General features: G+C 37.3%; 13 protein-coding genes. 7 read left to right on the top strand and 6 right to left on the bottom strand.

Annotated elements, in window-relative coordinates:
• Nucleotides 1–13,971, top strand: a 13,971-nt coding sequence (locus CJP74_RS05645; protein WP_147397057.1) for a beta strand repeat-containing protein, incomplete at its 5' end; no start/stop codon positions are given.
• 294 nt (nucleotides 13,972–14,265) lie between these two features.
• Here CJP74_RS05645 and CJP74_RS05650 read toward each other — a convergent pair.
• From CJP74_RS05650 to pstS, 5 genes are read right to left on the bottom strand one after another with little or no spacing between them, the layout of a single operon-like run.
• The gene (locus CJP74_RS05650) at nucleotides 14,266–14,997 is read right to left on the bottom strand and encodes a PhoU domain-containing protein (RefSeq protein ID WP_119497306.1); all 732 of its coding nucleotides are present in this window, start codon (nucleotides 14,995–14,997) and stop codon (nucleotides 14,266–14,268) included.
• 40 nt (nucleotides 14,998–15,037) lie between these two features.
• Nucleotides 15,038–15,808 (bottom strand): phosphate ABC transporter ATP-binding protein PstB, encoded by a 771-nt coding sequence (gene pstB, locus CJP74_RS05655; protein ID WP_119497307.1) that lies wholly within the window; start codon nucleotides 15,806–15,808, stop codon nucleotides 15,038–15,040.
• A 22-nt stretch (nucleotides 15,809–15,830) separates the two neighbouring features.
• On the bottom strand, nucleotides 15,831–16,676 hold the full coding sequence (pstA, locus tag CJP74_RS05660; protein WP_119497308.1) for a phosphate ABC transporter permease PstA: 846 nt from the start codon (nucleotides 16,674–16,676) through the stop codon (nucleotides 15,831–15,833).
• Complete coding sequence (gene pstC, locus CJP74_RS05665) at nucleotides 16,676–17,623, bottom strand: phosphate ABC transporter permease subunit PstC (RefSeq protein WP_119497309.1); 948 nt, start codon at nucleotides 17,621–17,623, stop codon at nucleotides 16,676–16,678. The genes pstA and pstC overlap by 1 nt, the downstream gene beginning before the upstream one ends.
• A gap of 46 nt (nucleotides 17,624–17,669) precedes the next feature.
• A complete protein-coding gene (pstS, locus tag CJP74_RS05670; RefSeq protein WP_119497310.1) occupies nucleotides 17,670–18,713 on the bottom strand; it encodes a phosphate ABC transporter substrate-binding protein PstS in 1,044 nt (347 codons plus the stop codon).
• Between the two features lie 162 nt (nucleotides 18,714–18,875).
• Here pstS and mutS point away from each other — a divergent pair, with 162 nt between their 5' ends.
• On the top strand, nucleotides 18,876–21,776 hold the full coding sequence (gene mutS, locus CJP74_RS05675) for a DNA mismatch repair protein MutS (protein WP_119497311.1): 2,901 nt from the start codon (nucleotides 18,876–18,878) through the stop codon (nucleotides 21,774–21,776).
• Between the two features lie 304 nt (nucleotides 21,777–22,080).
• Here the strand turns inward: mutS and CJP74_RS05680 are convergent, their stop codons facing one another.
• Nucleotides 22,081–23,670, bottom strand: coding sequence for an autotransporter outer membrane beta-barrel domain-containing protein (locus tag CJP74_RS05680; protein ID WP_119497312.1), 1,590 nt, complete (start codon nucleotides 23,668–23,670; stop codon nucleotides 22,081–22,083).
• Between the two features lie 73 nt (nucleotides 23,671–23,743).
• Here CJP74_RS05680 and CJP74_RS05685 point away from each other — a divergent pair, with 73 nt between their 5' ends.
• The 5 genes from CJP74_RS05685 (at nucleotide 23,744) to CJP74_RS08130 (ending at nucleotide 25,234) form a co-directional block, all read left to right on the top strand.
• The gene (locus CJP74_RS05685) at nucleotides 23,744–24,025 is read left to right on the top strand and encodes a hypothetical protein (RefSeq protein WP_147397058.1); all 282 of its coding nucleotides are present in this window, start codon (nucleotides 23,744–23,746) and stop codon (nucleotides 24,023–24,025) included.
• On the top strand, nucleotides 24,026–24,370 hold the full coding sequence (locus CJP74_RS05690) for a hypothetical protein (RefSeq protein ID WP_119497314.1): 345 nt from the start codon (nucleotides 24,026–24,028) through the stop codon (nucleotides 24,368–24,370).
• 63 nt (nucleotides 24,371–24,433) lie between these two features.
• Entirely contained in the window at nucleotides 24,434–24,715 is a 282-nt protein-coding gene (locus CJP74_RS05695; RefSeq protein ID WP_147397058.1) for a hypothetical protein, read from the top strand.
• A gap of 63 nt (nucleotides 24,716–24,778) precedes the next feature.
• Nucleotides 24,779–25,024 (top strand): hypothetical protein, encoded by a 246-nt coding sequence (locus CJP74_RS05700; RefSeq protein WP_147397059.1) that lies wholly within the window; start codon nucleotides 24,779–24,781, stop codon nucleotides 25,022–25,024.
• 54 nt (nucleotides 25,025–25,078) lie between these two features.
• A complete protein-coding gene (locus CJP74_RS08130) occupies nucleotides 25,079–25,234 on the top strand; it encodes a hypothetical protein (RefSeq protein ID WP_222986963.1) in 156 nt (51 codons plus the stop codon).
• Nucleotides 25,235–25,246: the final 12 nt, after the last annotated feature.

Consider the following 25,246-nt stretch of genomic DNA (forward strand, 5'->3'; position numbering starts at 1 on the left):
GGTAAAGTATTTATTGTTAACCCTGCAGGTATTGTTTTTGGGGAAAACTCAGTAGTAGATGTTGCCTCTCTTGTTGCCTCAACTCTTGATATTACCAACGAAGACTTTTTAAATGGTAATTACGTATTTAATCAAGATAAAGATTCGGCAATTGCGAGCATCCTAAGCCAAGGGGTAATTAAAGTAAACGATGACGGTACTCTAGCTTTAGTGGGTGGTCAAGTGGTAAACACTGGTGTCCTTGAAGCCAAAAATGGTACAGTTTACTTACTCGCTGGTCAATCAATTACAATTCAAGATTTAGATAATCCATTAATTTCTTACAAAGTAACGGCAGAAAATAAAGCAGTTAACCTTGGGGAAATTATTACTAAACGTGCAGTTTTACTTGCTAATAAAGTAGCTGTAGGTTATACCTCTGATTCTTCTTTTGCAGATATCATTTCTTCAGATTATTCTGCAACTCAAGCTTCAATTACCGCAAGTGGCGAAGTAATTATTTACGGAGCTTCAGAATCAGATCAAGTACAAGATATTAGCTTTAATGATAGCCAATTAGCTGCTAACATTAGCAATCAATCTGGTTTAGTAGTAGTTAACGGCACAATCAATGTTTCTAATGCGTCAGGCACAGGTGGTAATGTAACTGTACTTGGTGACCAAATTGTTTTAGAGAACAATGCATTAATTAATGCCTCTGGTAATACTGGGGGTAATGTTTACATTGGTGGTGATGAGGAAGGAACTGGAGAGTTAAAACTAGCTGCTAATACAAGTATTTCGAGTGGAGCAGTAATTAACGTATCAGGTACTGACGGTGATGCAGGACAAGTAATCGCTTGGGGTAACATAGGTTACTACGACGGTACTTTCTTAGCTACTTCGGTAAATGGTAACGGTGGTTTTGTTGAAACCTCAGGACAAACTCTGAACCTAGGTGACAATGTTTCAGTTGATACGAGATCGGTTTACGGCAATATAGGTAACTGGTTGCTTGACCCTATTGCGATTCTGGTGGTAAACTCCTCACCAAACTGGACAATGGTGAATAACCTTCTCTCGACTAACTATTGTAGTTCAGATATTATCAACATGACCTGCAGTACTTTCAATGACTATGATGGTAATGCAGCTCACCCAGGTAATAGTTACTCGATTATTACTTCGAATCAGATTAATAGCTACTTAGCAACAACAAGTGTTACCTTAAATGCACAAAGTCAAATTCGTTTTTACTATGCGAACATAAGTTCAACTAATGCAACTTCGAATCTGAACATTTACACCAATAGTACCATTTTCCAATACACCAATGTTACTATTGCAGGTAACCTAAATATTTACAACGGTACCTATTTATCGATTTCTAACTCGAATATTTCAGCAGGTTACATTAACTATACCAATGCTACAGGAACAGTTGGAATCGGAAGTTCGAACTTAACCGCTAACTATAGTATTAACATTTCTTCTACAGGTGCAGTTACTTTAGATAACTCTACTTTAAAAGCTGCTTACAACATTGCTTTAAATAGTGGTACTAACTTAACTATAGTTAACTCTAACTTAACTGCGGGTACAACCTTACTGTTAACGGCAACAAATTTAGTTAACTTAACTAACAATGCTTCGGCAGCTGCTACAGCAACAAAAAATAACTACTCAGCAACCAATATTAATATTACCAGTAACAACACCGTAAAACTTGAAGGTATTACTTTAAACTCTTCAAGCAATACTACCATTAGCTCTACAAGTACTAGTGGTAATGTAACTATTGGTAATACTACAACTTCACGTGCAGCTAACCTTCTTGTAAGTGGGGCACAAATTAATATTACTAACTATAGCGTGAACAATGTTACAGGTGAAGCTTGCTTAACGGTAACGGCTAATAGTACAAGTACTTATGATCGCTTAATCTTTAGTAATGTAGCTAATGCTAACTTTAGTATTAATGGGGGTAACCTAACCTTAACTAACTCGACCTTAAATGGTAACGCGAGTACTATGGGTTATGTTTACTTTAGAAATACTGCAACTTCAACAAGTAATGCAGCTAACTTTATCCTCAATAATACAACCATTAGTAACTTTAGTAATATTAGTGCTACTCGTGCGGTTGCAAGCCAGTACAACTTAACTTTAAGTAACTCTGCATTTACGAATGTAACTAATGTTAACTTTACTTTAAGTACGGCAAGTAATTTAAATGCCTCAAACTTTAGTGTAAATGCTACAGGTAATTACACTGATAGCTTTGTAGGGAAAAACTACGATAACACCAGTATTATTGCATCTAACATTGACCTAACTACAACTAACAGTAGTGGACAAAACTTTGATAATGCGACCTTTAATGCAAGTAATAACTTTAATGCCACAGCAACTTGCACTAGCGCATTATCTACTTACACTAACTTTAGTAATGTAACAATTATTGCTGGTAACCAAGCAAACTTAAACTGGACAAATACTGCCCTAAATATTGCGAGTTTAAATATTACAGCAAGAAATAATGCTACTGCTAACATTTCAGTAATTGCAGGTACTACAAGCAATGCTACTAGTGCAACAAGCATTGATGGCTTTAATATTAGTTCAGAAAATGCTAATGCAAGCTTATCTCTAGTAGGCACAGGTACATCATCTGTTGCAACTAACCTAACTTTAAACAACACTAACTTACAAGCAAGTGAAAATGTTTTAGTTAGTGGTACAGGAGCTAGTGATAATGTTAGCCTAATCTTTACTAACAGCTCATTTAATGCTGGTAGCAACGTTAGTGTATTCAATACTTTAAATGGTGCTCTAGTATTTAGCAACTCAACTGCTAATGCACAAAGATTAATTGCTTATACGCAAAATACACAAAATATTAGTTTAATTGACTCTACTTTTGTGTCGACATTAGCGGCAGGTAGTGATACAGAAATCCCTGCGATTTTATTTACCACTAACAATGCAATCAACATCATTAACTCAAGTTTAATTGCTCAAGCTAACATTACTTTAGGTGGTGATGGTTCAGTACAAGCAATTAATGTGCTCAATGGCTCAAATATTGCTTCAACTGCAGCTAATGTTACTTTAACTACAGGTACAGGCACTACTAATAGCATTAACTTAACTAACTCAACGCTTTATGCTTACAACAATGTAAGTGTGTATGAAGACTCAGGTGAGTTAAGTATTTCTGGCTCAAATCTAACTTCAGCACAACAAAACGTTGATATTGAAGCTAATGCAAGCAATATTTCCTTAAATGGCACTAATGTTTCAGCTGCTCAGGCTGTAACTATTAGCTCAGGTGCAACTGACGGTGGTTTATTAAATATCTCTAACTCAAGCCTTGCTGCAGGTTCAGGAGATCTAAACCTCGAAATTACTAACAGTAGCACCATTAACATTAGTGACTCTAATGTTTCTTCGCAAGCAAACATTAATGTTTCTTCAGCTTACATTAATGTAAATAACTCAAACCTAGCAGCAACAGGTTCAAGCAACTCTGACTTAAACCTAGGTAATGCTTCAACAGTTAACACCAGCATAGCTGCAAGTAACCTCTCTTCAAGTGCAGGTAACGTAAGTGTTGGGGTACAAGATGACTTAGTAGTAGCCAACTCAAACTTTACTACAGGTTTAGACCTTAACTTAACTTCGGCTCAAGGTAATGTAACTATTACTGATGCAAGCAATACCTTCACTGTAGGTCGTGATATTAACATTACTGCGCAAAACGTAACAATTGCTAATGCAACTTTATCTGCAGGTGGTAATGCAACGGTTAATAGTACTAATAACGCTACTTTAGATAACACTACTTTAGCAGCCGTTTACAATGCTATAGTTAATGCAACTAATGTTTCTTTAGTTAACAACTCTTTAGTAAATGCAGTAAATGCGGTAGTACGTGGAGTAGTTGTAACTCTAAATAACTCTAGCCTCAATGGTACTAATGCTTCAATTGAAGCAACTAATGCAACTATTACAGGCGAAGATGCTAATGTATCTGGTACTAATGTAAGTGTAGAAGCAAGCAATATTGCAATTAGCGATAGTGCAACAGTTGCAGGTACTGCAAATACAACGGTAAATGGTACAGATATTACTATTGCAGGGGCTAATGTAGGTTCAACTTCAGTAACAGGTTCAACTTTAGTTAATGCAACTAATGTAAGCCTAAGCGAAGGTGCTAATGTATCAGGTGGTGAGGCAGGCGTAACAGTTAACGCAACTAACCTAGATGTTAATGCCTCTACTGTAAACTCTACAGGTGTTACTAACCTAAGCAGTACTTCAAGCCTAAATGTAACTAATGGTTCGGTACTTGGTGGGGCAAGCGTTAACGTAACTTCAAGCGAAGGTGACTTATATGTAGCAGATAGTAACATTACTGCGACTACAGGTAATGCAACTTTAATTGCTAATGCAGTGGTTAATCTTGCTAACGCAAATGTTGCAGGGGCAAGTGTAATTGCACGTGCAACTACAATTAACGTTACTAACGGTAGCTTAAACGCTTCAACTACAGAAATTTCTTTAGGTGATGCTAACACTACTAATGTAAACCTAGACTCAACTAACCTAACTACTACAGGTGAAAACGCTGATATTAACGTACGTGGTAATGCAGTTGTTAATGTAACTAACACCACAATTAATTCATCACGTGATATTAACTTATCAGCACCTACGGGCAATGTAAGTCTAAGCAATGGTTCGTTGACCGCAGTAAGATCAATTAACATTACTGCTCCTAACTTAAGTCTTGCAGACAATGTTGTAGTTACTTCTCCAAACCTTGGTATAGACGTAACTAACTTTACTGTTACTGACGGGGCAACTTTAAATGCAACGAATAATGTTTCAGTAAATGCGACAGAAATTAATGCAACTAACCTAAGCGTTAATGCAGACAACGCAACCTTAAATGCATCTAATGTTGCTCTAACAGGTGGCACAATTAACGGTACAAGTAGTGTTAATGTAACTGCAAGTAATAACTTAAGCACTAATGGTACTACTTTAGTTTCACAAGGTAATACAAGCTTAACTGCGAACAATGTTGCAGTAGAAAACTCAAGTGTTGCTGGTGCTAATGTTGCAATTACCGCTACAGAAGAAGCAAATGTTGCTAACTCTACTTTAACGACCACAGCAGAGCAAAACGGTCAAGTAGTAGTTTCTGGTACTAACACTACTGTAGAAAACACTACAATTTCTGCAACTGAAGACACTAACGCTACAGTAAGCATTATTGCTGACGGTGGTAATATTACAGTAAGTAACTCAACTACAACTGATGCGTCTAACTTAAACGTAACAGGTAATAACGTTACTTTAAACAACTCAACATTTACAGGTGATGACACAGGTTCTGCAGTAATCAATGCTACAGACGGTGACGTTACTCTAAATGCTACAAGTGTAACTAACTACACACTAACAACAATTAGTGCAGACAATGGTAGCATCAGCTTAGTTAACGGTTCTACAGTTGAATCTAACTCAGACTTAACATTAAGTTCAGGTGACACAGTAACAGTTGATAACTCAACAGTTTCTTCAACTTCAACTGACGGTAATGTTACAGTAACAAGTCCAAACGCAACTACAGTAACTAACTCTACTATTTCTGCAAATGGTACAGTAACAGTTGATACAACTGACGGTGATACTACAGTTACAGATTCTAACTTAACCTCAAACGAAGGAAATGTTTCTGTATCTGGTAACAACGTAACAGTTGACGGTAGCAATGTAACCGCTGAAAACGTTAATGTATCAGGTGATAACGTAACTGTTTCTGATACAAATGTAACAGCTGACAATGTAACCGTAACCGCAGAAAATAACACTACAGTTACTGATTCTAACTTAACTGCAAATGACGGTAACGCTACAGTATCTGGTAACAACGTAGTTCTAGACGGTAGCAATGTTTCTGGTAACAACGTAACAGTTGACGCAGAAGAAAACGCTAATGTTACTGACTCTAACTTAACTGCAAATGACGGTAACGCTACAGTAACTGGTAATAACGTAACTCTAGAAGGTAGCAATGTATCAGGTGATAACGTAACAGTTACAGCAGAAGAAAATGCTAATGTTACTGACTCTAACTTAACAACAACTGCTGATGCAGACGGTCAAGTAGTAGTTTCTGGTACTAACACTACATTAGAAAACACTACAATTTCTGCAACTGAAGACACTAACGCTACAGTAAGCATTATTGCTGACGGTGGTAATGTTACAGTAAGTAACTCAACTACATCTGATGCGTCTAACTTAAACGTAACAGGTAATAACGTTACTTTAACTAACTCTTCATTTACAGGTGATGACACAGGTTCTGCAGTAATCAATGCTACAGACGGTGACGTTACTCTAAATGGTACAAGTGTAACTAACTACACACCAACAACAATTAGTGCTGGCAATGGTAGCATCAGCTTAGTTAACGGTTCTACAGTTGAATCTAACTCAGACTTAACATTAAGTTCTGGTGATACAGTAACAGTTGATAACTCAACAGTTTCTTCAACTTCAACTGACGGTAATGTTACAGTAACCAGTCCAAACGCAACAACTGTAACTAACTCTACTATTTCTGCAAATGGTACAGTAACAATTGATACAACTAACGGTGATACTACAGTTACAGATTCTAACTTAACTTCAAACGAAGGTAATGTTTCTGTTTCTGGTAACAACGTAACTCTAGAAGGTAGCAACATTTCTGGTAACAACGTAACAGTTGATGCAGAAGAAAATGCTAACGTTACAGACTCTAACTTAACTGCAAATGACGGTAACGCTACAGTAACTGGTAACAACGTAACTCTAGACGGTAGCAATGTATCTGGTGATAACGTAACTGTTTCAGCAGAAGAAAATGCTAATGTTACAGACTCTAACTTAACTGCAAATGACGGTAACGCTACAGTATCTGGTAACAACGTAACTCTAGACGGTAGCAACGTTTCAGGTAACAACGTAACAGTTGACGCAGAAGAAAACGCTAATGTTACTGATTCTAACTTAACAACAACTGCAGAAGAAGACGGTCAAGTAGTAGTTTCTGGTACTAACACTACTTTAGAAAACACTACAATCTCAGCAACTGAAGATACTAACGCTACAGTAAGCATTATTGCTGACGGTGGTGACGTTACAGTAAGTAACTCAACTACATCTGATGCGTCTAACTTAAACGTAACAGGTAATAACGTTACTTTAACTAACTCTTCATTTACAGGTGATGACACAGGTTCTGCAGTAATCAATGCTACAGACGGTGACGTTACTCTAAATGGTACAAGTGTAACTAACTACACCCCAACAACAATTAGTGCTGACAATGGTAGCATCAGCTTAGTTAACGGTTCTACTGTTGAATCTAACTCAGACTTAACATTAAGTTCAGGTGATACAGTAACAGTTGATAACTCAACCGTATCTTCAACTTCAACTGACGGTAATGTTACAGTAACAAGTCCAAATGCAACAACTGTAACTAACTCTACTATTTCTGCAAATGGTACAGTAACAGTTGATACAACTGACAGTGATACAACAGTTACAGACTCTAACTTAACTTCAAACGAAGGTAATGTTTCTGTATCAGGTAACAACGTAACAGTTGACGGTAGCAATGTAACCGCTGAAAACGTAAATGTATCAGGTGATAACGTAACTGTGTCTGATACAAATGTAACAGCTGATAATGTAACCGTAACAGCAGAAAATAACACTACAGTTACAGACTCGAACTTAACTGCAAATGATGGTGACGTTACTGTATCTGGTAACAACGTAACTCTAGACGGTAGCAATGTATCTGGTGATAACGTAACAGTTGACGCAGAAGAAAACGCTAACGTTACAGATTCTAGCTTAACTGCAAATGACGGTAACGCTACAGTAACTGGTAACAACGTAACTCTAGACGGTAGTAATGTATCTGGTGATAACGTAACAGTTGACGCAGAAGAAAACGTTAACGTTACAGATTCTAACTTAACTACAACTGCAGATGCAGACGGTCAAGTAGTAGTTTCTGGTACTAACACTACTTTAGAAAACACTACTATTTCTGCAACTGAAAACACTAACGCTACAGTAAGCATTATTGCTGACGGTGGTAACGTTACAGTAAGTAACTCAACTACATCTGATGCGTCTAACCTAAACGTAACAGGTAATAACGTTACTTTAAACAACTCAACATTTACAGGTGATGACACAGGTTCTGCAGTAATTAACGCTACAGACGGTGACGTTACTCTAAATGGTACAAGTGTAACTAACTATACGCCAACAACAATTAGTGCTGACAATGGCAATATCAGCTTAGTTAACGGTTCTACAGTTGAATCTAACTCAGACTTAACATTAAGTTCAGGTGACACAGTAACAGTTGATAACTCAACAGTATCTTCAACTTCAACTGACGGTAATGTTACAGTAACCAGTCCAAATGCAACAACTGTAACTAACTCTACTATTTCTGCAAATGGTACAGTAACAGTTGATACAACTGACGGTGATACAACAGTTACAGACTCTAACTTAACTTCAAATGAAGGTAATGTTTCTGTATCTGGTAACAACGTAACAGTTGACGGTAGCAATGTAACCGCTGAAAACGTAAATGTATCAGGTGATAACGTAACTTTTTCTGATAGTAACTTATCAGGTAATAACGTAACAGTTACAGCAGAAGAAAATGCTAATGTTACTGACTCTAACTTAACTACAACTGCTGATGCAGACGGTCAAGTAGTAGTTTCTGGTACTAACACTACATTAGAAAACACTACAATTTCTGCAACTGAAAACACTAACGCTACAGTAAGCATTATTGCTGACGGTGGTAATGTTACAGTAAGTAACTCAACTACATCTGAAGCGTCTAACTTAAACGTAACAGGTAATAACGTTACTTTAAACAACTCAACATTTAAAGGTGATGACACAGGTTCTGCGGTAATTAACGCTACAGACGGTGACGTTACTCTAAATGCTACAAGTGTAACTAACTACACACCAACAACAATTAGTGCTGACAATGGTAACATCAGCTTAGTTAATGGTTCTACAGTTGAATCTAACTCAGACTTAACATTAAGTTCTGGTGATACAGTAACAGTTGATAACTCAACCGTTTCTTCAACTTCAACTGACGGTAATGTTACAGTAACAAGTCCAAATGCAACAACTGTAACTAACTCTACTATTTCTGCAAATGGTTCAGTAACAGTTGATACAACTGACGGTGATACTACAGTTACAGATTCTAACTTAACTTCAAATAACAGTGACGTTACAGTATCTGGTAACAACGTAACAGTTGACGGTAGTAACTTAACTGCAGAAAACGTAACAGTATCTGCTGATGAGAACGCAAACGTTACTGATTCTAACTTAACTACAACTGCTGATGAAGATGGTCAAGTAGTAGTTTCAGGTACTAACACTACATTAGAAAACACTACAATTTCTGCAACTGAAGACACTAACGCTACAGTGAGCATTATTACTGACGGTGGTAATGTTACAGTAAGTAACTCAACTACATCTGATGCGTCTAACTTAAACGTAACAGGTAATAATGTTACTTTAAATAATTCAACCTTCACAGGTGATGACACAGGTTCTGCAGTAATCAATGCTACAGACGGTGACGTTACTCTAAATGGTACAAGTGTAACTAACTACACACCAACAACAATTAGTGCTGACAATGGTAGCATCAGCTTAGTTAACGGTTCTACAGTTGAATCTAACTCAGATATCACTCTAAGTTCAGGTGATACAGTAACAGTTGATAACTCAACAGTATCTTCAACTTCAACTGACGGTAATGTTACAGTAACAAGTCCAAATGCAACAACTGTAACTAACTCTACTATTGCTGCAAATGGTACAGTAACAGTTGATACAACTGATGGTGATACTACAGTTACAGACTCTAACTTAACTTCAAATAACAGTGACGTTACAGTATCTGGTAACAACGTAACAGTTGACGGTAGTAACTTAACTGCAGAAAACGTAACAGTATCTGCTGATGAGAACGCAAACGTTACTGATTCTAACTTAACTACAACTGCTGATGAAGATGGTCAAGTAGTAGTTTCAGGTACTAACACTACATTAGAAAACACTACAATTTCTGCAACTGAAGACACTAACGCTACAGTGAGCATTATTGCTGACGGTGGTAATGTTACAGTAAGTAACTCAACTACTTCTGATGCGTCTAACTTAAACGTAACAGGTAATAACGTTACTTTAAACAACTCAACCTTCACAGGTGATGATTCAGGTGAAGCTGTAATTAACGCAACTGATGGTGATGTTACATTAAATTCAACAACTGTAACTAACTACACTCCAGTAACAATTAGTGCTGATAACGGTAACATTACACTTGAAAATGGTACAACGGTTATCACTGATACTGATTTAAATATTAGTTCTGGTGATCGTGTAACTATTTCAGATTCAAATGTTACTTCTACAGGTGAAGCTGAAGACAGTGATGGTAATGTAACTATTTCAAGTCCAAATGGTACTACAGTTACTAACTCAACTGTTGTTGCTAATGGTACAGTTACTGTTGATACAACTGCAGGTGAAACTAACATTTCTAACTCTACAGTTGAATCTAATACAACTGAAGTAACTATCTCTGGTACTGAAGGAGTAACTATTGGTAATGGTACAAATGTAACTTCTGCTGATGGTTCTAACATTACGATTGATTCTTCAAACGGTTCAATTAACATTACTGGATCTAATGTAACTGCTGAAAATGCAACAGTTAATATCACTGCTAATGAGAACACTACAATAGATAACTCTAATATTACGGGTACTAATGGTGTTAACATCGACAGTGAAAACGGTACAACAAATGTTAATGCTACTAACGTAACGGTAGAAAACGGTTCAGTTAGCATTACAGGTAACCAAGGTGCTAACCTAGGTAACGGTACAAATGTAACTGCTTCAGACAATGTAACTGTTGACTCTGCTAACGGTTCTGTAAATGTTACAGGTTCAAATGTAACAGCAGAAAACGGTACAGTTAACATTACCGCTGCAGAAAATACTACTATTGAAAACAGTAATATTTCTGGTAACACAGGTGTGAACATTGATGCAGAAAACGGTACAACTAACGTTAATGCAACTAATGTAACTGCAGAAAACGGTTCAGTTAACATTACAGGTAACCAAGGTGCTAACCTAGGTAACGGTACTAACGTAACCGCTTCTGATGATGTAACTATCGACTCTTCGAATGGTTCAATTAACGTTACAGGTTCGAACGTTACTGCAGAAAACGGTACAGTTAACATCACTGCTAAAGAAAATACTACTATTGAAAACAGTAATATTTCTGGTAACACAGGTGTTAACATTGACGCAGAAAACGGTACTACAAACGTTAACGCAACAAATGTAACTGCAACTGACGAAAATACTTCGATTAACATTACTGGTAACCAAGGTGCTAACCTAGGTAACGGTACTAACGTAACCGCACCACAAGATGTTACTATCGACTCATCTAACGGTTCAGTAAATGTTACAGGTTCGAACGTTACTGCAGAAAACGGTACAGTTAACATCACCGCTGCAGAAAATACTACTATCGAAAACAGTAATATTACTGGTAACACAGGTGTTAATGTAGATGCAGAAAATGGTACAACTAACGTTAATGCAACTAACGTAACTGCAGAAAACGGTTCAATTAACATTACTGGTAACCAAGGTGCTAACCTAGGTAACGGTACTAATGTAACTGCTTCTGATGATGTAACTATCGATTCTTCTAACGGCTCAATTAACGTTACAGGTTCGAACGTTACTGCAGAAAACGGTACAGTTAATATCACCGCAGCAGAAAATACTACAATTGAAAATAGTAATATTTCTGGTAACACAGGTGTGAACATAGATGCAGAAAATGGTACAACTAACGTTAATGCAACTAATGTAACTGCAACTGACGAAAATGCTTCGATTAACATTACAGGTAACCAAGGTGCAAACCTAGGTAACGGTACTAACGTAACCGCTCCACAAGATGTTACTATCGACTCATCTAACGGTTCAGTAAATGTTACTGGCTCTAATGTAACCGCAGAAAACGGTACAGTTAACATCACCGCTGCAGAAAATACTACTATTGAAAACAGTAATATTTCTGGTAACACAGGTGTTAACATTGAGGCAGAAAACGGTACAACTAACGTTAATGCAACAAATGTAACTGCAACTGATGAAAATGCTTCGATTAACATTACTGGTAACCAAGGTGCAAACCTAGGTAACGGTACTAACGTAACCGCTCCACAAAATGTTACTATCGTCTCATCTAACGGTTCAGTAAATGTTACTGGTTCAAATGTAACAGCAGAAAACGGTACAGTTAACATCACTGCTGCAGAAAACACTACTATCGAAAACAGTAATATTTCTGGTAACACAGGTGTTAACATTGACGCAGAAAACGTTACAACTAACGTTAATGCAACTAATGTAACTGCAGAGAACGGTTCAGTTAACATTACAGGTAACCAAGGTGCTAACCTAGGTAATGGTACTAATGTAACTGCTTCTGATGATGTAACTATCGATTCTTCGAATGGTTCAATTAACGTTACAGGTTCGAACGTTACTGCAGAAAACGGTACAGTTAACATCACCGCTGCAGAAAATACTACTATTGAAAACAGTAATATTTCTGGTAACACAGGTGTGAACATTGATGCAGAAAACGGTACTACAAACGTTAATGCAACTAATGTAACTGCAGAGAACGGTTCAGTTAACATTACTGGTAACCAAGGTGCTAACCTAGGTAACGGTACTAATGTAACTGCTTCTGATGATGTAACTATCGATTCTTCTAATGGTTCGATTAACGTTACAGGCTCGAACGTTACTGCAGAAAACGGTACAGTTAACATCACCGCTAAAGAAAATACTACTATTGAAAACAGTAATATTTCTGGTAACACAGGTGTTAACATTGATGCAGAAAACGGTACTACTAACGTTAATGCAACCAATGTAACTGCAGAGAACGGTTCAGTTAACATTACGGGTAACCAAGGTGCAAACCTAGGTAACGGTACTAATGTAACTGCTTCTGATGATGTTACAATTGAGGCATCTAATGGTTCAGTAAACGTAACTGGTACAAATGTTACAACTAACGGAACTATTAATATCACTGCAAGCGAAAATATTACCGTTAATAACTCTAACTTCAGTGGTTCTGACTTTAATGTTAATGGTAATGATACGGTAACTGTGACTAACAACACGATTAACGTAACTAACATTAGCGTTACAGGTGGAAACAGTACAACTGTTAACAACAATACCCTCAACATCAGTAACAACACGGTATTAAATGGTGGTACTGTTGACTTCACTGATAACTCAGGTGTTATTGATACTAACCCAGTAGTTAACGATGTTACTTGTCGTACGGATAGAACTTACATTAATAATCCAAACTTAACGATTACTAATGCTTCAGTTGATATTCCATACGATATAGATTACAACTACAATAACTGGTTAGAAGACCAAGAAAGTGACCTCTTAATTCGTGAGAATGCTCTCGAAGCCTTAACTGAAAACGATGTACCTCTAGCAGCAGGTGAAGCTATTTCAGTAACAAGATGGTCATTACAACTTTCAACCTGTTATGCACGTATTGACGACATCTTAAATCGTTACGAAGTAACAGCTCATGATGCTCGTAATCTCACCGTAAAAGATATTATTGCTAAATACGGTATTTCGAGTGAAGATAGAGACATCTTTGAGCAATCATGTCAACTAGTTCCTGGTTATCTCAGAACTAAGACTATACTTGATCGAAACTATCAAGTTACACACAACACTAATACTAATAACGAAAGTGACAACTAATCGTTAACTTAATTGCAGACTAGCCCCGCTAGTCTGCATTTTTTTGTAAAAAAATGGAGATAGTTGGGAATAGGATTAAGAGAAAAAAGAATAGTAGGAGAAGGGAAAAATGAATATTAGGAGGAAAAAAAGAATATTAGGAGAAGAGAAAAAATAAAGTTGATTGCGAGAGAAAAAGGGATCAGGAAAAGGACAAATAAATACAAGTAAGTAAGCAGGTTAATTATTTAAATTAGTGTTCAACTAAAATCTAGACATAAAAAAACAGGAGGCTTGTGGCCTCCTATTTTTAAATTATTTGCTTGCTTTGGTTTCTGGGTGTAAGTCTTCATACATTTGCGTGAAAACTGTACTTGTTGGTGTAACCCCTTTAGAGTAGTAGTATACATACTCGTTAAGGTTACGACAACGGTCACCAATACGTTCGATTTGACGTAAAGCAATAGCAACAATGAAGTACTCTTTTAAGTGTTCCAGATTGCCTTTAGCTTCTTCGATAGTTGCACGGAAAATATCTTTATACTCATGACGGTAGTTGTCTTGAACATAAACTTCACATGCTGAGTTTAAATCTAATGAAACTAATGCATCGGTACTTTTACGTAAGAGCGTGATAGAGTGTTCAGCAAAGTGTTCTATTTTTTCGATTAAGCTATTGATAACGTGTTGTGATTTACGAGCTGACTCACAAATCTTAATTACCGTGTCACCAATACGTTCAAATTCAGAAGCTGCTCTTACTACCGCAAACACTAAACGTAAGTCTTGTGCCTTAGGTTGGTGCTTAGCAATGAGGTATAAGCAGTAGTCATGAATTTTCATTTCAATTTTGTTAACAAGTAAATCGTTTTCAAGAATTACTTGTGCTTTTTCATCGATCGTAGATTTGTCTTCTACACGGAATAGAGCAATTGCTTCTTTTAATTGCTTCTCTACCATGCTACTCATGGTTTTAACCATTTCTAACGATTTTTCTAAATCTTCATCAAATTGAACACGTGTGTGTCTTTTCGAACTTAAAACCATTTTATATAGCCTTTATTTTTCCTTGTCGAGTTGAGAGATATTAACCGAAACGTCCTGTTACATAGTCAGACGTACGTTGATCATCAGGATTCATGAAGATCTTATCGGTTTCTGCATATTCAACTAATTCACCTAAATACATAAATGCAGTGTAGTCAGATACACGCATCGCTTGTTGCATTGAGTGGGTAACAATTAGTACAGTATAGTCTTCTTTTAATTCCATAATTAGCTCTTCTACCGTTGAAGTTGAGATAGGGTCAAGAGCTGAACATGGTTCATCCATTAAAAGAACTTCAGGTTTTACAGCTACAGCACGCGCAATGCACAGACGTTGCTGTTGTCCCCCTGAAAGAGAGTTACCCGATTTATGGAGTTTGTCTTTTACATCTTTCCATAAAGCAGCTTTAGTTAAAGCCCATTCTACCCTTTCATCGAGTTCATCTTTAGTTAGCTTTTCGTGGTATTTAACCGCAAAAGCAATATTATCATAAACTGACATAGGGAAAGGAGTTGGACGTTGGAATACCATCCCAACGCGAGTTCTCAGTTCCATTAAGTCATAGTCAGGAGTAAGAATGTTTTCGCCTTCAAGAAGAATTTGTCCTTCCGCACGTTGCTCTGGGTAGAGGTTATACATACGGTTGAACGTTCTTAATAAAGTAGATTTACCACAACCAGATGGTCCGATAAATGAAGTTACGCTTTTGGCTTTAATTTTAAAATTAACATTTTTCAAACCATGGAAGTTTCCATAGTAGAAATCTAGATCTTTAACTTCAATTTTTACATCTTGAGGATCAAGAATCATGGTGTTGTTTTCCTATAATCTTTTACGCTTTGCCTTTGTTTACTGCATAACGTGCAATTATGTTTAAAAGAAGAATTGATACGGTGATAATTAATACTGCTGCCCAAGCTAAGTCAATCCAGTTTTGGTAAGGACTTAAAGCAAATTTATAAATTACCATAGGTAAGGAAGCAGTAGGTTCGGTAATATCAATATTCCAGAACTGGTTATTTAAGCTCGTAAAGAGCAGTGGACCAGTTTCCCCAGCAATACGGGCAATTGATAAGAGTAACCCCGTAAGAATTCCTGACCACGAAGCTTTGAGCGTTACATTTAAAATTGTTTTATATTTTGGTACGCCAAGAGCTGCTGAAGATTCACGCAGGTGGTTAGGTACCATTTGTAGCATATTTTCGGTAGTACGGATAACTACAGGAATTTGCAGTAACGAGAGAGCTAAAGCCCCTGCAATGGCACTAAAGCCACCCATAGGCGTAACTACGACCACGAAAATAAATAAACCTAAAACAATCGACGGCGCTGAAAGTAAAACGTCATTAATAATACGTAAGCATTCAGCCAGAAATGATTTCTTGCCATATTCAGCAAGGTAAATTCCTGAAAGAACACCTAGCGGAGTACCGATTAAGGTCGCAATACCACAGATAATAAATGAACCTACAATCGCATTAAGCAGACCACCTGGTTCATTTGGTGCCGGAGTCATTTGGGTAAAGGTTGCTAGACTAATGCCATTAATACCTTTAATCACAATTAAGGCAGCAATCCATACAAGCCAGAATAAACTAAAAATTACACAAAAGTAAGCAAAAATAGTAGCAAGTTTATTTTTGAACTGGCGGATGCTTTTTTTGGGATTATTTGCCATTATTTACCATCCTTTCTTGCCGAGAATTTAATGATTGCTTTAGAAATAAGCAGAACAAAGAAGGTAATTACAAAGAGAATTAGACCTAGTTCGAGAAGAACTGAAATGTATAAACCTTCTGAAGCTTCGGCAAAGTCATTGGCGATTACCGAGGTAATTGTTGATAGAGGTTGATAGAGAGAAATACCATTTAAGTTGAAAGTATTACCTATTACAAAGGCAACAGCCATGGTTTCACCCAGAGCTCGGCCTAACCCTAACATTACCCCTGAAACTAAACCTACACGGCACGAAGGAACAATAATATTATTAATACTTTCCCAACGTGTTAAGCCCATGCCATAAGCTGATTCAAGGAGAATTTTTGGTGACTGATTAAAAATATCGGTCATGGTTGAGGTAATAAAAGGAATTACCATTATTGAGAGAATAATCCCCGCAGGTAATAAACCTAAACCCCAAGCAGGTCCAGCCACTAAGGCACCGATAAAAGGAACATTACCAATTATATTCTGTAGCGGAATCTGGAAGTATTCACTAAATACAGGAGCAAATACCATAAGACCGAACATACCAAATACAATCGAAGGTACGGCTGCTAAAAGCTCAAGCAGATTTTTAATAATGCCTTTTAATTTATTTGGACAAATGTAAACAATGAAAATAGCGGTAAAAAAGCTAACTGGCGTTGCTATAAGTAAAGCAATGAATGAAGTTACCAGAGTACCAACTATAGGTACGAGGGCGCCAAATTTATTTTGACTGGGTTGCCATTCACTGTTTACTAAAAAGCTAAAGCCAAAGGCTTTAAACCCTGGGATAGATTCCACTACCAAAGAGACTATAATTCCGACTAAAACTACAAAGACAAATAGTGCAGCCAGATACACCAAACCGGTGAAAACCTTGTCGGCGGTCTTCCCTTGTGCTAATAATTTTTTACTCATAGTATTTTAAGATCAGTTGCAAGTAGTTGATTAACTACCACTGGTTTTATTTTGCTGCAAAAGTTTGGGGACTATTTAAGATAGTCTCAGCCACTGCAGTAGAAAACGGAGTATACATTAAGCTTTGTGTTTCCGCTTGTTGTTCTAGCATGCCGAAAGCAAAGAATTTTCTCAGAAGATCTTTTTTCGGACTATCGTGATGAATTAAGATATAGGTAATAGCATTAATTGGCCAAGCTTTAGGGTCTGGTAAGTTATTAACATTTGGGGTTAAACTAGACCAGTCTGCCGAACCTATAGCATGAGAAAAGGCTTCTTCTGTTGGGCGTACTACTTCACCTTCTTGGTTAAGAATAGCCGCAACACCCATGTTCATGGTTTCAGCATAGCCATACTCCATGTAGCCGATAGAGCCGTATACCCTTGGTAATACAGCGGCAACACCTTCGTTACCCTTGCCTCCAAGACCTACAGGGAAGTTAATGGTTTTACCTACACCGTAGTTTTGAGCAAACTCTGGTGAAACATCAGATAAGTATTTGCTAAAGTTATAAGTAGTACCAGAACCATCCGAACGGAAAAGTACAGCGATATATAAATTCGGTAATTCTAAATCTGGATTAAGCTCTTGAATCTTAGGATCATTCCATTTGGTTATTTTACCCATGTAAATATCCGCAATTACTGGACCGCTGAGAACGATCTTATCATTAAGCTCGCGAAGATTAATAGCTAAAACTATAGCTCCACCTATAGCGGGAAACTGGAAGAGGTTATTAGCTTCTAGCTCTTCTTGTGGTAGGGGATAGTCTGAAGCCCCAAAGTCAACTAAAGAAGCTTTAATTTGTCGTACACCACCGCCAGAACCGATAGATTGATAGTTAACTAAGACCTTAAACTGATTGGCAAAATTAGTTGCCCATTTGGAATATACAGGAGCTGGGAAAGAAGCACCTGAACCTACAATAGATGAAGTTTGAACAGTATTAGTAGGGGTATCTGCATAAACCGTAGAGGTAAAGGTTACCGCAAAGGTAAGGATTACCAGCTGAGCAAAATCTCTCAGTTTTCGGGTTAATTGATTAATCATATAAACATTCTCATTTGTGAATAGTCTTCGTGTATTATACCACGGAGAACAAATCTGTGAAATATAACTTAAATAAAGAATTTACAGGTATAATAGGGAGAAGACAAACTCTGTATATTATATTATTTTCAGCAAGCAAAAGCGTAATTATTTTGCAATTTTATGAACAAAAAAGACAATAGCTCTGACCTTAAAGAACAAGAAAAAAAGAGCAACAGTAAAAACCAAGGGCAAGATTTTACTCAAGCGTTTAGTTTTGCCGAGCTCTTAGGTAAAGGTTACAATTTATCTAGTGAGTTAGAACAAGAGTCAAGTAGTTCTGACTTTGAGCAAATTAAAAAACTTACTGCTCATTTAGATCCGCAAGTTTTAGCTCAACTCCAACACAATTATGACCAGGATGTTGAAGGGGCAATTGCTAAACTTGCTGGGCAAACTTCCAATCAAGACCAAATTATAAGTGGCTTCCAAAGCTACTCGAGTCCAGATTTTATTTATAGCGATGAATCTATTGCTCAGGCATCACCTATGCTTAAGCAATACCTAACAATCAAACGTCAACATCGCGATAAGGTAGTATTCTTTCGCATGGGAGACTTCTATGAGTTTTTCTTTGATGATGCTGTCCTAACTGCCAAAGAACTTAGTTTAGCTGTATCTTCGCGTCAAGCTCATATGGGTGTGACCGTGCCTATGGCAGGAATTCCCCATCATGCTTATGAAGCCTATGCTGCCAAACTAGTAGCCAAAGGCTACTCAATTGCTATTTGTGAGCAAACATCAGATCCTAAAGCCAAGGGTTTAACCGAACGGGATGTAGTAAGAATTTTTACTCCCGGGACTTTATCAGAGGAAAGTTATTTACCAGCCCGCGATAGTAAACCTCTATGTGCGGTGTATGCAGACTATAAACACTATGTTGTGGCTCTGCTCGATGTTTCTTCGGGTTTTGTTGAAGTAAGTGGCTTAGATAACTATCAAGATTTTTTAAGTCGTATTCAACAATACAACCCCGCGGAAATTATTTACACCGATGCTAGCCTAGTTGACCACCCGAGTTTAGCTAAATTTCATTTAACTCAAGTGGAAGAAAGCTATTTTAAAGGGCGTTCGCCTCTGGATAACATTAAAGCGGTTTACGGGGCACAACAAGTTGAACGTTTTAATGCTCATCGGATCTTTGTTCCTGCCACAGGGGCACTAATTAAATATGTGCAACAAACGCAAATGGTAACCCCAAGCCATTTACAAATCCCGCACTTTGCTCATGAAAATGATTTAGTAATTCTTGATAGTGCTAGTGTGCATAATTTAGAGCTTTTTGCCACTACTACCGGAGAAAAGGCTTCAAGTTTTGTGGAGGTGCTCGATACTTGTAGTTCAACCATGGGGGCAAGACTATTTCGCCGTTGGGTAAGACAGCCAACGCGTAATCTGGCTCAACTTGAACAACGTCTAGATTATGTTGAAACTTTTTTAGGGAATGATCAAGCTAGAAACAAGTTAATTACTTTACTAAAATCTCTAGGCGATATCGAACGTATAGTAGCTCGTATTTCTTTGGGTAATGCCTCTCCGCGTGATATAGGAGAACTGCGTAATAACCTGTTAATTGTTCCTTACATTAATGGAGTGTTTAATGAGTTTAACTTGCCAATTCAAGAATTAGATGAGTTAAGCCCCTTAAAAGATTTACTTTTAGCTGCTTTAGAAGACAAGCAACCTATGTTCCTACGCGACGGGGGAGTAATTCGTTCGAGTTTTAATGCTCAATTAGCAGATTTACGTAATGTACGAGAAAATGTTCTTGATTTACTGGCTAACCTTGAAGCCCAAGAAAAAGCAAGAACGGGAATTGAGACTTTAACGGTAAAACTCAATAACCAAAATGAAATGTACATTAATGTTCCAAGTGGTAATGCAAGTAATCTGGAAAAAATCCCAGATAACTATATTCACAAGCAATCTCTAAAAAATGCTCGTCGCTTTGTTACGCCAGAGTTAAGAGATCTAGAGATAAAATATAGTGCTTCAGAACTGCAAATTGCTCAAATTGAAAAGGATATTTTTACTTCAATTCTCGAAGCTCTTAAAGGGGAGTTAAAGTATATTCAAAATCTGGCTAATCAATTAGCTCGCCTTGATGTATATGTGAGCTTTGCCCAATTAGCTTATACCAATAACTATGTCCGTCCAAGCTTTAATCAACAAAGCCAACTGGAAATTAAACAAGGGCGTCACCCTGTAATTGAAAAGCTCTTAAGTACCCCATTTATTGCCAATGATACTAATGCGAGCCCTACCTCTAGTTTACAAATAATAACTGGACCTAACATGGGTGGTAAATCCACTTATATGCGCCAAAACGCTCTAATAGTTCTCATGGCTTTAATTGGTTCTTATGTTCCAGCTCAAAGTGCTAATATTCCGCTAGTAGATAAAATTCTCACGCGTATTGGGGCTTCGGATGATATCTCAACCGGACGTTCTACTTTTATGGTTGAAATGTCGGAAATGGCGTATATTCTCGACAATGCCACCGAAAAGTCTTTACTTCTTATTGATGAAATAGGACGAGGCACAAGTACTTTTGATGGACTGAGTTTAGCTTGGGGTTGTGCCCAATATATTGCCCAAGAGGTAAAAGCTTTAACCTTCTTTAGTACGCATTACTTTGAGTTAACTTCTTTAGCTAATTCTCTGGCTAATGTGACTAACCTCTCGGTAGCTGCCATTGAATATAATGAGCAAATTTCTTTCTTACATGAAATTAAGCCTGGTACGGCATCTAAATCCTACGGTTTGGCAGTAGCTAAACTAGCAGGACTGCCAGCTCAGGTTCTAGGCATAGCTTCTGCTCAATTAAAACACTTAACTTCACTGCAACAAGGTGAAAGTACAAGTTTAGAAGTAGTAGAAGTTGCTCCTGTGCAAGAAAGTATAGCTCCAGAAGAAAAAGAAGCTATAGCTCTACTCGAGCAAGCTAATCTCAATGAATTAACTCCTATTGCAAGTTTAGCTCTCCTCGAAAGAGTACAAATGCTGTTAAAAAAGCGTAAATAAATCCAAGACCCTTGTGCAGTAAATGCACGAGGGCATTTTTTTGTCTGGATTTAGTTGCTTACTAATTTAAATAATTAAGCAATTAAGCAATTTACCAAGATTAAACTAAGTAATTCTACAATATCTAATTATCCAATTAAGTATTAGTTTCTCTTTTTTATATTAGTTATATTAGTTTTTCTTTTTAATATCCCCTTTTTCTTCCCTTCCTTTTTTGTTTTTCACCCATTGCAATAACCATCCCCATTCTTTTTTTTAGCCACAAAAAAAGACAGCCCCGAAGGACTGTCCTTATGTGAAGAAACTAACGTCTAACTTCTTCAAAATTTAACCAAGAATATCTCGTACATGCTTGGATGAATCTTGTAAAGTCTTGTGGATTAATACCTAATTCAGCAAGACGTGCTTTAACTTCATCTTCATGTTCTAAGATGTTTTCTGGAGTGTAGTCGATTAGAATTTGATCTACAACTACATTACAGGTTGAGAGGTTGAATACGCCTGCTTGGCTAAGAACATTAATATCTTGTGCATTAAGTTCTCTATCTTCACCTCGATTATCTCTATCGAACCAACGTCTGAGTTCTTCTCTGCGAGGTTCAGATACAGAGATGGTGTCTCTTGCTGAGTCACGACCTATATCACGACCTGCATCACGTTCAGTTGTAGGATGATAGTTACCTATGCCACGACGGTTATCACCACCACGACCTCTTCTTGGTTCTTCACGTGCTTCTTCTAATCCCAGGCAAACTCTATCGCCTACACGACAAATATAAGTATGTCCTGGAGTAGTTGTACTGTTAGTAAACACGTTACCCTGGTCTTGATAAACAATAGACTCATTGTAGAGAACTGTTTGGTTGTTACCAGAGATTTGATTACCAGTTAGAGTGATAGTGTTACCTGTAATATTAGTGTTACCGTTGGTTGTACTAATATTAGTATCAGTAATTGAAATACTACCGTTCGGGTTGTACACCTCTACATTACCATTTGGAGTAGTAATGCTTACATTAGTTAAGCTTACATTACCTTGAACAGGTGTTTCTTGACCTTCGGCCTCTGTAACATTAGGCACGCTGATTACTAGATCAGTTGGCGTAAAGTTAGAGAGGTCAATAGCCACGTTCGGAGAGGTAATATTTACTTTTTCTCCACTAAAGTTCGCGTTAGAGATAGTAACTGCTGCATTTGGAGCAGAGATAGTTGTATCTGGTGAATTTAAGTTCGAACCTGTAACATTTACTTCATTGTTTGTTGATACTAGAGAGATATTAGTATTACTTGTAAGGTTAGAAGCATTTACAACAATACTTGCATCTGTATCTACATCAACTGCAGAAGTAGAGATATTACTTCTATCTACTACAATAGCATCTTTAGCGTTTAAGGTAACTGTACTATTAGTTGCTTTATCTGCATTAGGATCAACTAAGTTAGATTTACTAATTACCACACTACCATTAGTTGCCGTTAGATTGATTTCAGGGCTACTAATATTACTATCAGTAACATTTACATCACCTTTATCTGCAGTAACTGTAGTTGGCGTGTAGTTAGCTACAGTTGTTGCATTGATAGTTAAAATACCATCTTTAGCTGTAACAACTGCTCCACCTTTATCATCACCTTTTAATGTAGAGTTAGTTAAGTCAACATTGTTACCTGTTACCGTTAAGTTAGATGCACCTGTTGAGCTACTATCAGTAACAGTTGCGTTACCGCCGTCAGCAATTACACTTACACTTGCGTTAGTACCTGGAGTTACTGAGATGTTAACTTTATCAAGAGTAGCGTCTTTACCTTTAACTACAACCGCACTGTTGTTAGTGTTAGAAGGAGTTAAGCTTGAGTTAGTTACAGTAGCTTTATCAGAAGCTTCAACTGTCACTGGCGTGTAGTTAGTTACGTTAACTTTATCTAAAGTAGCGTTACCGTCTTTAGCCGTAACTACAGCAGAACCTTTGTCATCCCCTTTAAATGTAGAGTTAGTTAGGTCAACATTGTTACCTGTTACATTTAAGTTAGATGCACCTGTTGCTGTTGTGCCAGTAACTGTTACATTACCACCGTCAGCGATTACACTAACACTTGCATTAGTATCAGGAGTAGCAGAGATATTAACTTTATCAAGAACTGTGTCTTTACCTTTAACTACAACTGCACTGTTTTCAGTATTAGAAGGAGTTAAGCTTGAGTTAGTTACTGTAGCTTTGTCTGAAGCTTCAACTGTAACTGGGGTGTAGTTGGTTACGTTAACTTTATCTAAAGTAGCGTTACCTTCTTTAGCCGTAACTACTGCTGAACCTTTATCATCCCCTTTAAATGTAGAGTTAGTTAGGTCAACATTGTTACCTGTTACATTTAAGTTAGATGCACCTGTTGCTGTTGTGCCAGTAACTGTTACATTACCGCCGTCAGCAATTACGCTAACACTTGCATTAGTATCAGGAGTAGCAGAGATATTAACTTTATCAATAACAGTATCTTTACCTTTAACTACAACCGCACTGTTTTCAGTGTTAGAAGGAGTTAAGCTTGAGTTAGTTACTGTAGCTTTATCAGAAGCTTCAACTGTAACTGGCGTGTAGTTAGTTACGTTAACTTTATCTAAAGTAGCGTTACCGTCTTTAGCCGTAACTACAGCAGAACCTTTGTCATCCCCTTTAAATGTAGAGTTAGTTAGGTCAACATTGTTACCTGTTACATTTAAGTTAGATGCACCTGTTGCTGTTGTGCCAGTAACTGTTACATTACCACCGTCAGCAATTACGCTAACACTTGCGTTAGTGTCAGGAGTAGCAGAGATATTAACTTTATCAAGAACAGTGTCTTTACCTTTAACTACAACAGCACTGTTTTCAGTGTTAGAAGGAGTTAAGCTTGAGTTAGTTACTGTAGCTTTATCAGAAGCTTCAACTGTAACTGGCGTGTAGTTAGTTACGTTAACTTTATCTAAAGTAGCGTTACCGTCTTTAGCCGTAACTACAGCAGAACCTTTGTCATCACCTTTAAATGTAGAGTTAGTTAGGTCAACATTGTTACCTGTTACATTTAAGTTAGATGCACCTGTTGCTGTTGTGTCAGTAACTGTTACATTACCGCCGTCAGCAATTACGCTAACACTTGCATTAGTATCAGGAGTTGCAGAGATATTAACTTTATCAAGAACAGTATCTTTACCTTTAACTACAACTGCACTGTTTTCAGTGTTAGAAGGAGTTAAGCTTGAGTTAGTTACTTGAACTTTCTCTGAAGCCTCAACTGTAACAGGTGTGTAGTTAGCTACAGTTGTTGCGTTGATAGTTACATTGCCGCCTTTAGCCGTAATTACTGCATCACCTTTATCATCACCAGTGAAGCTTGAGTTAGTTAAAGAAACACTATTACTAGCTACATTTAAGTGTGAAGCACCAGTTGAAGTAGTGTTAGTTGCAGTAACATCACCATCTTAAGCGTTTACACTT

Origin of the sequence: Psittacicella melopsittaci (assembly GCF_003585925.1) — a bacterium.
Taxonomy (GTDB): Bacteria; Pseudomonadota; Gammaproteobacteria; order Enterobacterales; family Psittacicellaceae; genus Psittacicella; species Psittacicella melopsittaci.